Here is an 11,302-nt window from a genome sequence, read left to right on the forward strand (position 1 = left end):
CGCCGTCGTCCACGGCTTCCTCGAAGATGGCAGAGAAGATATCCGCGTCTTCAATCGTTCGCTCGAACGGAGCGAGCTGTTGGCAAAACACTTCGGCGGTCGCGTTAGCGCATGGCCGTGGGCAGAGCGGCAAGAGCACGCCCCGGAAGCGGCCGTTATCGTCAACACAACGACACTCGGAATGAATGAAGCCGGTAGTCCCGAAATTGATTTCTCCCGTGCTCGCAAAGGTGCCGTTGCCGCCGACCTCGTCTATGTGCCGCTCGCAACCGAATTCCTGAAATCGGCTGAGGCTCACGGCCTCGTCGCCGTCGACGGCCTGGGCATGCTTTTGCATCAGGCCGTGCCGGGCTTTGAAAAATGGTTCGGCGTCAGGCCGGAAGTGACGCCGCAACTCTATGACCTCATCGCCAAGGATATTAGCGGCTCGTGATGCTGGTAGTCGGATTGACCGGTTCGATCGGTATGGGCAAATCAACGGCCGCATCGCGGTTCCGCGAGCATGGCATCGAAGTGTTCGACGCCGATGCCGAAGTTCACCGGCTCTATGCGGGGCCGCTGGCTCCGGACATCGAACGCGCATTTCCCGACTCGCTGACGGATGGCAAAGTCGATCGAGCCAAACTCTCGGCGCGTCTGGTCGCCGAGCCTCAAGGCTTCAAACGTCTCGAATCGATCGTGCATCCGAGAATTCGAGAGGGCGAACGCCGCTTTCTTCAGGCCGAGCACGCACGTGGCGCCTCCGTGGCCGTGCTCGAAGTGCCGTTGCTGTTCGAGGCCGGCGGCTATCGTACCGTCGATGTCCGGATCGTCGTTAGCGCCCCGGGCGACATCCAGCGCCGACGCGTCCTTCAACGGCCCGGAATGACGGAGGCCAAATTCGAAACAGTCGTGGCGCGGCAAATTCCTGAGGCGGAAAAGCGCGCGCGCGCCGATTTCGTTGTGGACACCGCCGGCACCGTCGAAAACTGCAACAGCCAAATCGATACGATCATCACTAAACTGCAAGCGATCCGCGGCGACGCTTACGAGCGTTTTTGGCGTGGCTGATTGATAGCCGGGGGAAAGGCTCATGATGCGCGAGATCGTTCTCGACACGGAAACGACGGGCCTCGATCCGAAGAAGGGCGACCGGCTGATCGAAGTCGGTTGCATCGAGATCTTCAACCGCATTCCGACGGGCCGCGAATTTCATCGCTTTATCAATCCTGAGCGCGACGTTCCGGCTGAGGCCCAAAGCATTCACGGCATTTCGACCGAGTTTCTTGTCGGCAAACCGCTGTTTCGCGATGTCGTGCGCGATTTTCTGGCGTTTATCGGCGACGACACGCTCGTCATTCACAACGCCCAGTTCGACATCATGTTTCTGAATCACGAGCTTGGACTGGTCGGCGAGAAAGCCCTGAGCTTCGACCGGGTCGTCGATACGCTCGCCATTGCTCGCCGCCGCCACCCGGCCGGACCGAATTCGCTCGATGCGCTCTGCAAGCGCTACGGAATAGACAGCTCGCAGCGAACTAAGCACGGCGCCTTGGTCGATAGTCTGCTGCTCGCGGAAGTTTACGTCGAGCTGCTTGGCGAACGGCAGGCAACGTTCGGGTTGCAAAATCTCGGCGGCAACGAAGGCGCCCAGCGCCGCAGCGGAACACGAAGTCTGGCGCAACCGCGCGCCGAGCCGTTGCCGTCACGTGTGACTGAAACCGATGTCGCGGCCCACCGCAGCTTTATCGATAAGCTCGCGGAAAAGGCGATATGGCTGCGATTTTGGGGACCAGCTTCGCCGTGATTGGCTCGTCGGGTCAGGCGCTCGCCTTGCCTGAAACTTGAGTTCGTTGCTGCTGGCGGCGGGCATAAAGGGCGCCGAAGTCGATCGGGTCGAGCAGCAGCGGCGGAAATCCGCCTTCCCGCGTTACGTCGGAAACCAGCCGCCGTAGAAACGGAAAAATCATCGTCGGGCCGGAAATCAGCAGAAACGGCTCGAGCGCCGGCTCCGGAATGCTCTCGATCTTCAACAGCCCGGCGTAAACCGTCTCGAGAACGTAGATCGTACCTAGATTGTTCGTAGCCGTTGCCTTGAAGTCGATCCACGTCTCGAAGAGATCGCTGTCGATGCGCTCCGCCCCGACGTTGACCTCGACCTTGAGATTGGGTTGATCGCCGGGGTTGGCGATGAGTTTGCGGACGTTGGGGTTCTCGAACGACAGATCCTTGATGTATTGACTGAGGATCTTGGCCTGGATCGGGACCTGGTCGTCCGCGCCTGAAGGGCCGGTTGACCCATTTCCTGCGCTTCCCTGTTCAGCCATTTCAATCCTCGTCATTGACCGGTCGCGTGTTTGCGGCTCGCTAGCACGTTGCCCAGAGGGGCGCAACGATGCGGCTTCGTGGCCTTGTAGCGGCTAGCGATACCGGGAGCGTCGCGCCTGGACGGCTTTTCCCGGTGTCAGCGGCTTTTCGCTCAGCCGCTCGTACTCGCCTTCTATCACGATACCCTCGGCGTCGTCATGAACGGCGGTTTCGGTATCGCCCAGTCCCGTGCGGCCGACTTCCGCCTGATAGCTGAATAACGTGACGAGCTTCAGAAGGCCGGTCCGGATTAACGCCCGTCGCACCTGCGGAACGAGGAGCACGAGACCGATGACGTCGGAAATCACGCCGGGGAAGATCAGAAGCAAGCCGGCCACGACTTGCAGGAAGCCGTCGAACAGCGGCGAAAAGCCCTCCCGCTCGGAGCCGAGCCGCGATAAGGCTCTCTCGAACACGGAAAGGCCCACCCGGCGGATCACATACGTTCCGAGCACGGCCGTGCCGATGATGATCGCCGCGAGGCGCCAGATGCCGATAAGCTCGCCGACGCGGATCAGCAGCCCGATTTCCAACAACGGGAAGGCGGCGAAAACCACGAAGGCTGCGATTTTGAAAGGTTGAGACATGAACTCTCGCCGAAGTCTTGCGGCACCTTAGCGCGGATGAATGATGCCAGCCACCAGCCGCGCCACGCGTAAATTAAGTGTTCAACGGTATCCACAGCACCACGCCGGTAGGATGCGGCTAACCGAATATCGGGCCTATGCCTTGGTGCCGTAAGACCGCATGGCGTATAACTGGTAGAATGTTAGCCTTCAAATACGGCGTCCGCTGCCCTAGATACGATGCTACGATAGCGGGCAATTCGACGCGCTTTTATTTCGCGACCATCTCCATTGGAGGCACAAGCCTAAGGAATGTACGGTCAATTTGATTTGATCACGCTGATTGCGCTGATCGTTGCGGTAGCCGCAATCCTGAAGCTCAGAAGCGTGCTCGGCCACCGGTCGGATGAGGACGAGCAACGCGTCGAGCGCCTTAAAAAGCGCGAGGCGGGGCAGCGTGCGGCCGCCGAAACGGCGTCGGCCGACGTCATCACCATGCCACGTCGCGATCGCGATCCCCTGCAACCTGTACCGGCCGTTGAAGCTCCGGCGAACAATGCGGAGGCGCGTATCAAGGCCTTTTCCGTCGTCGATCCGTCGATAACGAACGGCCTGCTCGAAATTGCGAATTTGGACACCAGTCTCGATCCTGAATCTTTCTTGACCGGTGCCGGCCGCGCCTACGAAATGATCGTGTCGGCGTTTGCCGAAGGCAACCGGCGGGCCCTGAAGGATCTGCTCAGCCGAGAAGTCTACGATGGCTTCGTCGCCGCGATCGGCGAACGCGAAGTCCGGGAAGAGACCGTCGAGCAGCAGTTCGTTGGTATAAAAAAGGCTGATCTTGTCGAGGCCGAGCTGAAAAACGGTGTCGCTTTCCTGACCGTGCGCTTCATTTCCGAGTTGATATCTGCGGTCAAGGACAAGGCGGGCGAGGTCGTGTCTGGCGACACGCAGACGATCAAGAGCGTCACCGATATTTGGACCTTCAGCCGCGACGTCTCGACGGCCAAGGCGCGCGCCAATCCAAACTGGAAATTGGTCGCGACACAGGCGCCGAACTAGGACACAATCGCAACTTCGGCGATCTGGTTGAGGGCCTTGTCACGGTCTGAGTTTGCGGCAGGTCAGGCACCGGGGGCGCCTTGTGACCAGTGCGGTAACCCATACGTACCTAAACCGGCCACGAGCCTGCCGCCCTTTTGCCAGGTCAATGCTGTTGACGCTGGTTATAATTTCGCTTCCGGCAGCAACCCTAGCCGCTGATGCCCGTTCGATGAATTCTGCCAGCAACAAGCAACCGAAGGCGATCACACTCGATCCCGTCGCGTTTGGCGACCTTCCTGGCTGGGGCGACGATGACCATTTGGCGGCCTGGAAGGCGTTCCTTGCGTCATGCGGCCCGGTGCTGAAGGCCGCCCAACGCCAGACCAAGCCCGTCAAACGCGGATCGCGGCAGCAGGGCCTGCTCGACGCCTGCAGCCTAGCGCTGGCGACGGCGAAATCCGGCAGCGCTCAAACCCGCAAGGGCGCGCGGCGATTCTTCGAGACATACTTCAGGCCGCACCGGGTTTCGGGCACGCAAACCGAAGGGCTTTTGACCGGATATTACGAGCCGGCGATCAAAGGCTCTCGCACTCCAAATAAAACGTTTCAGGTCCCAATCTACCGTCGTCCGGCCGACCTCGTGAACGTCGTTGCGGAAAGCGAGCGGGGCGCCAAGTCGGCGTCGTTCACCCACATGCGCAAGACCGAGCACGGGCTCGTGCCCTACCTGACGCGCGCCGAAATCGAGCAGGGCGGCCTCGTCGGACAGGGCCTCGAGCTGATGTATTTCAAGGATCCGGTCGACGTCTTTTTCATGCAGGTCCAGGGCTCGGGCCGCGTCGAACTGCCGAACGGCGAAAAAGTGCGGATCGCCTACGACGGCAAAAACGGCTATCCCTACACCTCCATCGGCCGGGTCCTGATCGACAACGGACAAATCGAGCCCGCAGCGATGTCGTTGCAGGCATTGAAGCGATGGCTGAGCGCCAATCGCGAGCGGGCAAAAACGGTGATGTGGAAGAACCAATCCTACGTCTTCTTTCGAGAACTTTCCGGAGAAGAGGCTGAGGCGCCGATGGGCGCAATCGGGGTTCCATTGCAGCCGGGCCGCAGCCTCGCCGTCGACACGGCGTTTCACGCGCTTGGCACGCCGATCTATGTCGACGCTCCCGATATCACCCACGCAACGAAGTCCGGCGCCTTCCGGCGCTTGATGATCGCGCAGGACGTCGGTTCCGCGATCATGGGTCCCGAGCGCGGCGATATTTATTTCGGCTCCGGCGACGAAGCGGGCCGCCTTGCTGGCACCACGAAGCAGCAAGGGCATTTCTTCGTGCTGCTGCCGGATTCAGCAGCACTCGAACGCGCGACCGCGAGCGCACCGTGAAAAGGCCTCAGGGGAAAGGCGGCCGTAAAGAGCCGGCAAACGAGGATGATGAGATTTGGTGGCAGGCCGCGGCGACGATCGAACCACTGAAACGCGGCAAGCCCCGAGTTCATCAAGCATCTACGGACGCGATGCCGGAAACGCCGATCCCGGCACCAAAGTCTCAAGGTAAGTCAGAAGCGCGCTCGGCTTCAAAGGCGTCACCGGCGGGCAACCCAGGCTCCCCACAATTTGCCCCCGCACCGCGCCCAAAAACCGCCCCTAGTGCGCCGCCCGAGCTCGCGACTTTCGATCGCAAAAGCATCCGCAAAATCCGCGGCGGACGCGCCGAGATCGAAGCCCGCGTCGATCTGCATGGCATGCGACAGGATGAGGCGCACGCCGAGCTGCGAGCTTTTCTCGGACGATGTCATAGCCGCGGCCTGCGCTTCGTGCTGGTGATCACCGGCAAAGGCAAACCGGCCAGCGAAAACGAGCGTGTTTCGCCCGATCGCGAACGAGATCGCGGCGTCTTGAAGCGCAACGTTCCCCGCTGGCTCGAAGAGCCGGACGTGCGCAGCATCGTCGTCAGTTACACGACGGCGGCCATTCGGCATGGCGGGGAAGGTGCGCTTTACGTCCACCTGCGCTCGAAGGATCGCGCATAAAAATCAGAAGCACGCGTTCTGAAGTTTCTGCAGTGCCGCGCCGAGGCCGCTGAGAGAATAGGTATCGGTGACGGTCGTGCCGTCCTCCGAGGCTATCGCGATTGTTAGCGAATTACCTTTGCGCATGGCATCCAGCAACTTCAGTTCCTGCGTCGGGTCCTTCACAAAGACGCGGTCTTCGGCTGCAAAAAGATTGTATTCGTTGCGCCTTATGGTGGCGGTGCCGGCCGTGTTCTTTTTGATCCCGATTCCCATGCGGAAGCTGATCTCGCCTCTGATTCCGTCCTTCGGCCAAGCAGAGATATAAGCCCTAGGCGCATCGCGCGGCGCATCGTGCGGCTCGCTTGTTTTCGGCTCGCTCGTCACGAAGCAGAAGAGGTGCGGCGCGTTCGCATCGGCCAGCAGCGACCAGTCGCCGTAGGTGTCGACGCGCGTCACGGCATCGGCGCCGATCGCGGTCGCCGAATTGAGCCAGATCAGACAAAGAGCAGCGATGATGCACCGCCGAGACTGCATTCAAGGTCCCCCTTCGCCGATCGGGCGATCAGCGAACCGTGCCAGAGATTTCATGCGGTCATACATCACAATCGCACCGGCCATCGCAACATTGACGCAAAAGCTCGTCGGGATCTTGACGACGTAATCGCATCGCTCGAGCAACGGCTCCGATAAAGACCCGAGCTCGGGCCCGAGCACATAAGCAGCTCTCAGCGGATGGCGGAAGCTCGGCAGGTCGATCGCCGTATCGAGGAGCTCGATGCCGACGAGTTTGCAGCCGCCCGGCAACGCCATTTCGTCGAGGCTCGCCCAGTTATAGTGCGGTACATGCAATTGGCTTTTCGACGTATCGGCGTGCGCCTCGACGGCCTTGTACGTGGCACCGACCGTAAAGGTGAAACTGGCGCCGAATGCGTGCGCCGACCGCATGAGGTTGCCGAGGTTCAGCGACTTTGACATCCGCTCGGCTCCGATGGCGAAATAGCCTTTCGGATTCGGCGGCCAGGTGGTCGCTTTTCTTGACATTGTCTCCGGCTCGTGACTGTCAGGGACGGACGTGCAGCGACAGGGGACGTCTCATATGAAGGCAGCTCTTTGCAAGAGCCTTGATGGGGCGAAGAGCCTCGTCGTCGAGACGGTGCCGGAGCCCAGCGCTGGGTCGGGACAAGCCATCGTGCGCGTTGAGGCCGTCGGCTTGAATTTCGCAGATACACTGATCACGAGTGGCAAATATCAGTGGAAGCCTGACCTGCCGTTCTCTCCTGGCGCCGAAATCGCTGGCGTTATTGAGTCTCTCTCAGTTGAACACCCGGGACTAGCGCCCGGCCAACGCATCATGGCCTACGTCAATTGGGGCGGCGCGCGCCAGAAAATCGCTGTCGACGCCGGTGCGCTTATTCCGATACCGGACGCCGTTCCGATGACCGTGGCGGCAGGTCTTTCGGTGACCTACGGCACGGCCATGCACGGGCTTTCAGATCGCGGTCGGCTGAAATCCGGTGAAACCGTTGTCGTAACGGGAGCGGCCGGGGGCGCCGGACAAGCGGCCATCGAAGTCGCCAAGCTGATGGGCGCGCGCGTCATTGCTGTCGCGTCATCGCCGGAAAAATGCGCCTTTGCAAAAGCTGCCGGTGCCGACGAAACAATCGAATTTCCAGGCACCGATCTCAAGGCCGCCGTTCGCGCGCTGACCGACGGCAACGGCGCCGACGTCGTCTACGACTGCATCGGCGGCGCGGCCTCGGAGCCGCTGGTTCGGGCGCTCGCGTGGCAGGGGCGCTTTCTCGTCGTCGGCTTTGCGGCGGGCGAGATTCCGAAAATTCCGCTCAACCTTCTGTTGCTCAGGGGCGCCGAAATGGCCGGAGTCTTCTGGGGCGAAGCGGTTCGGCGCGCGCCGGAACGGCATCGTGCCAACATGCTGCAAGTTCTCGATTGGGTCGCAGCCGGACGCCTCAAGCCGCGCATCCACGGCACGTATCCTTTGGACCAGATTGGCGAAGCACTGAGCGTTCTGGAACGGCGCGAGGCGACGGGCAAGGTCGTGGTGACGATAGCGTCCTGAATTGACGTGACGTCGAATTCAGGCATCACCACGTCGCGTCGCCGTCCTCGCTGAGGAACGCCATGCCGCGCATCGGAAAGCGGTCTTCGATCCCGTACGGACCGCCGCCGGTGCCCGGTCGCGATGACATCAGCAACGTACGCGTGACGAAAAAGCGTTCGGAACGATAGCCGCTGGAGCGCGTCAGAAAGCGCGCCACGGCTTCCGCATTGGAATGCTTGAGGCGCGCTAGCGTCACGTGCGGCCTGAAGGCCCGCGTTTCGGGCGCCAAACCGGCATTGCGAGCCGCCTTCTCATGGGCCCGCGCCAAGTCTTCGAGCTGCGGCGTCGACTCAACACCGGCCCATATGGCATGCGGATCGTCGCCGCCGAACACTCCGAGCCCCGAAAGCCGCAATTCGAATCCGTCCGGCTCTATCATCGAAAGATTGGCCACAAACTCGCGCGCTTCGACGTTGCCGATGTCGCCCGCGAACCGCAGCGTGATGTGGTAGCTCTCGGGCTTCATCCACCTTGCGCCGGGCAAAGGAATGCGCAGGCGGTAAAGCTCGTCGCGAATTTCGTTCGGGACTTCGATGGCGGTGAACAGTCTGGGCATCGGCATGTCCTCGCTTTAACGCTCGCCAGAGCACGGCATCGCCGCCGCGCAATTATTTGCCGGCTGTCTCGTGTTGCCGGATGTGCTGCAAAAAAGCCTCGACATCGGGCGTCATCCGCTTGACGATTTCCGCAACACCTTTCGCGGTCGGATGCAGACCATCGGATTGTACGAAAGCGCGATCGAGTGCAACGCCGTCGAGAAAAAACGGATAGAGAGCCGTATGATATTTAGCGGCAAGATCGGGATAGATCGCGTCGAACTGGTTTGCATACTCCGGCCCCCAGTTACTGGGCGACTTCATTCCGGCTAAGAGGACATCGACGTCCTTTGACTTTAAGATGGCGAGCATCTTGTCGAGGTTGGCGCGCGTCTCTTTAGGATCGATGCCACGCAGCGCGTCATTGGCGCCAAGCTCGAGAATGACGCCGTCGGGCTTGGGCTGAAGCGACCAGTCGAGCCGTTCGAGGCCCCCCGCTGTCGTGTCGCCGGAAACGCCGGCATTGACGATTTCGACCTTGTGCCCCTTCGCCTGAAGAGCCATCTGAAGCTGCGCTGCGAAGGAGTCGTTGGTTTTGACGCCGTAGCCGGCGGTCAGGCTATCGCCGAAAGCCACGAGGGTAATCGGCTTGGTATCGTCCGCCATTGACGGTCCCGGTGCAGATGCCGCGACAAGAATTGAGAAACCGAGGGTGACGAAAATCCCGACCGCATTGAGCGCAGCGCCTGCGTTCATCTTTCGGCCCTACCTATCACGCACATCATGTGCTGTTGCTGACGTAGAACGTCAAAAACGGCGGCACAAGTCCCACGGCGGGAAATTCATTACGACGCAACGAAGCAAGGCATCAAAGCTTGAGTGAACCCATCATAGAACTCGACGATGTGCATCTGACGCTGACGAGCAGAGCCGGCCCGGTGCATATCCTGCGCGGCCTCTCGCTCGCTATTCCGCCCGGTCAGTCGGCCGCAATCGTCGGACCGTCGGGGTCCGGAAAAACGTCTTTGCTGATGGTCATGGCGGGACTCGAACGGGCGACGAGCGGCCGGATTGCCGTCGCTGGCCAAGCGCTGGGAAATCTTTCTGAAGACGCACTCGCGGTGCTGCGCGGTGCCCAGATGGGCATAGTCTTCCAGTCGTTTCACCTCGTCCCTACGATGACGGCGCTCGAGAACGTGGCGCTACCGATGGAGCTGGCGGGCGACAGCAAGGCCTTCGATACGGCGCGCGCCTTGCTCGCAGAAGTCGGTCTCGCGGCGCGCGTCGATCATTTTCCGGCAGAGCTTTCAGGCGGCGAGCAGCAGCGTGTCGCCATTGCGCGGGCGCTCTCCCGTGAGCCGCGCATCATCTTTGCCGACGAGCCGACTGGAAATCTCGATGGCCGGACGGGCCATCAGATCATCGAGCTGCTGTTTGGCTTACGTCAGCGTCGCAATGCGACGCTCGTGATCGTCACACATGACGACCGGCTAGCCGCGAGAACCGACCGCGTCATTCGCATGTCGGACGGTTCGATCGTCGCCGACGAAGACACAAAAATGCCAGCCCGTGTGGTGTCGTCGTGACGCTTGCGGCAGAGCCATATGATGCCCACCAAACATCGCGCGCGTCGCTGATGACGATTTTGAGGCTCGGCATGCGCGAGCTGCGCGGCGGTCTCAAGGGCTTCCGTATCTTTATTGCGTGCCTGGCGCTGGGCGTCATGGTGATCGCCGCTGTTGGCGCGCTCGCCGACGCATTGCGCGCCGGCCTTGCAAGCCAGGGCGAAACCATTCTCGGCGGCGATGTGACTTTCGCGCGGGCGCACGTGCGCGCCACGCCTGCGGAACAGGACCTATTCCGCGAGCTCGGGCGCGTCAGCGAAACGGCGACGATGCGCACGATGGCGCGCCGGCTCGACGGGGCCGATCAGGCCCTGGTGGAATTGAAGGCCGTCGATGCCGCCTATCCGTTGACGGGTGAAGCGACCGTCGAAGGCGGCACCGCTTTTGCCGATGCGATTGCCGGCAACGGCGTTGTCGCGGACGCGATGCTTCTCGAACGGCTCGGTCTGAAGGTCGGCGACAGTCTGCGCATCGGCGAAGCGGTGCTTCCTGTGCGCGGTGCCCTCAAAGTCGAGCCCGACGCGGTTGCCGATCGCCTGACGTATGGTCCGCGTATTTTCGTATCGTTGGCGACGCTTGACCGGACGGCGCTGGTCCAGCCCGGTTCGTTAATCCGTTGGCGCTACGCGATCAAGTTGCGCGACGGTGTGCCGAAAGATCGCGAAGGTCTGACGGCCCTCCGCAAGACGTATGCGCAAAAGATGCCCGCCGCCGGATTCACGAGCGCCGACCACTACGACCCCTCGCCGCAGATCACGCGCTCGCTCGAGCGGCTGAGGCAATTCCTCATTCTCATCGGACTAGCTTCCCTGCTCGTTGGTGGCGTCGGCATCGCAAACGCCGTCGCAACATTCATCGACAAGCGGGTGAAGATCATCGCCACGCTGCGCAGCGTCGGCGCCACGGGCCCGCAGATCATCGGCATTTTTCTCATTCAGATCCTGCTGATGAGCGCCATAGGGATAGCCATCGGTCTGGCGTTCGGCGTTGCCGTGCCGCCGCTGATCGATAAGCTCTACGGCGATCTTCTGCCTGTTCGCACCGATCTCC

The 11,302-nt window shown here is 61.4% G+C and carries 15 protein-coding genes; 9 read left to right on the forward strand and 6 right to left on the reverse strand.

What is annotated here, in order from left to right; translation table 11 throughout:
* From VN623_RS07740 to dnaQ, 3 genes are all read left to right on the forward strand, one after another.
* A partial coding sequence (locus tag VN623_RS07740; RefSeq protein ID WP_414653184.1) for a shikimate dehydrogenase family protein occupies positions 1 to 433 on the forward strand: 433 nt, incomplete at its 5' end.
* Complete coding sequence (coaE, locus tag VN623_RS07745; RefSeq protein ID WP_325569803.1) at positions 433 to 1,050, forward strand: dephospho-CoA kinase; 618 nt, start codon at positions 433 to 435, stop codon at positions 1,048 to 1,050. The genes VN623_RS07740 and coaE, both read left to right, overlap by 1 nt.
* A 25-nt stretch (positions 1,051 to 1,075) precedes the next feature.
* Entirely contained in the window at positions 1,076 to 1,786 is a 711-nt protein-coding gene (dnaQ, locus tag VN623_RS07750; protein WP_325569805.1) for a DNA polymerase III subunit epsilon, read from the forward strand.
* A 13-nt stretch (positions 1,787 to 1,799) separates the two neighbouring features.
* Here dnaQ and secB read toward each other — a convergent pair whose 3' ends face one another.
* Positions 1,800 to 2,306 carry a protein-export chaperone SecB gene (gene secB / locus VN623_RS07755; protein WP_325569778.1) on the reverse strand — a complete coding sequence of 169 codons (507 nt, stop codon included), beginning with the start codon at positions 2,304 to 2,306 and terminating at the stop codon, positions 1,800 to 1,802.
* A 93-nt stretch (positions 2,307 to 2,399) separates the two neighbouring features.
* On the reverse strand, positions 2,400 to 2,933 hold the full coding sequence (locus tag VN623_RS07760; protein WP_325569781.1) for an FxsA family protein: 534 nt from the start codon (positions 2,931 to 2,933) through the stop codon (positions 2,400 to 2,402).
* Between the two features lie 291 nt (positions 2,934 to 3,224).
* Here VN623_RS07760 and VN623_RS07765 point away from each other — a divergent pair, with 291 nt between their 5' ends.
* From VN623_RS07765 to VN623_RS07775, 3 genes are all read left to right on the forward strand, one after another.
* Entirely contained in the window at positions 3,225 to 3,974 is a 750-nt protein-coding gene (locus tag VN623_RS07765; RefSeq protein ID WP_325569783.1) for a Tim44/TimA family putative adaptor protein, read from the forward strand.
* A 211-nt stretch (positions 3,975 to 4,185) separates the two neighbouring features.
* A complete protein-coding gene (locus tag VN623_RS07770) occupies positions 4,186 to 5,343 on the forward strand; it encodes a murein transglycosylase A (protein ID WP_325569785.1) in 1,158 nt (385 codons plus the stop codon).
* Positions 5,340 to 5,990 (forward strand): Smr/MutS family protein, encoded by a 651-nt coding sequence (locus tag VN623_RS07775; RefSeq protein ID WP_325569787.1) that lies wholly within the window; start codon positions 5,340 to 5,342, stop codon positions 5,988 to 5,990. The genes VN623_RS07770 and VN623_RS07775 overlap by 4 nt, the downstream gene beginning before the upstream one ends.
* Before the next feature lie 3 nt (positions 5,991 to 5,993).
* Here the strand turns inward: VN623_RS07775 and VN623_RS07780 are convergent, their stop codons facing one another.
* Entirely contained in the window at positions 5,994 to 6,506 is a 513-nt protein-coding gene (locus tag VN623_RS07780) for an invasion associated locus B family protein (RefSeq protein ID WP_325569789.1), read from the reverse strand.
* Positions 6,507 to 7,013, reverse strand: coding sequence for an RNA methyltransferase (locus VN623_RS07785; RefSeq protein ID WP_325569791.1), 507 nt, complete (start codon positions 7,011 to 7,013; stop codon positions 6,507 to 6,509).
* A 55-nt stretch (positions 7,014 to 7,068) separates the two neighbouring features.
* On the opposite strand from VN623_RS07785, the gene VN623_RS07790 reads away from it, so the two are divergent.
* The gene (locus VN623_RS07790; protein WP_325569793.1) at positions 7,069 to 8,049 is read left to right on the forward strand and encodes an NADPH:quinone oxidoreductase family protein; all 981 of its coding nucleotides are present in this window, start codon (positions 7,069 to 7,071) and stop codon (positions 8,047 to 8,049) included.
* A 25-nt stretch (positions 8,050 to 8,074) separates the two neighbouring features.
* Here VN623_RS07790 and thpR read toward each other — a convergent pair whose 3' ends face one another.
* A complete protein-coding gene (thpR, locus tag VN623_RS07795) occupies positions 8,075 to 8,647 on the reverse strand; it encodes an RNA 2',3'-cyclic phosphodiesterase (RefSeq protein WP_325569795.1) in 573 nt (190 codons plus the stop codon).
* Between the two features lie 52 nt (positions 8,648 to 8,699).
* Positions 8,700 to 9,293 (reverse strand): arylesterase, encoded by a 594-nt coding sequence (locus VN623_RS07800; RefSeq protein WP_325569797.1) that lies wholly within the window; start codon positions 9,291 to 9,293, stop codon positions 8,700 to 8,702.
* A gap of 209 nt (positions 9,294 to 9,502) precedes the next feature.
* Here VN623_RS07800 and VN623_RS07805 point away from each other — a divergent pair, with 209 nt between their 5' ends.
* Both VN623_RS07805 and VN623_RS07810 read left to right on the forward strand, forming a co-directional pair.
* Positions 9,503 to 10,213, forward strand: coding sequence for an ABC transporter ATP-binding protein (locus VN623_RS07805; RefSeq protein WP_325569799.1), 711 nt, complete (start codon positions 9,503 to 9,505; stop codon positions 10,211 to 10,213).
* 50 nt (positions 10,214 to 10,263) lie between these two features.
* Positions 10,264 to 11,302: ABC transporter permease (locus VN623_RS07810; protein WP_325569801.1), on the forward strand; the 1,039-nt coding region annotated here is incomplete at its 3' end.

The organism is Hyphomicrobium sp. (genome assembly GCF_035572195.1).
GTDB lineage: Bacteria > Pseudomonadota > Alphaproteobacteria > Rhizobiales > Hyphomicrobiaceae > Hyphomicrobium_B.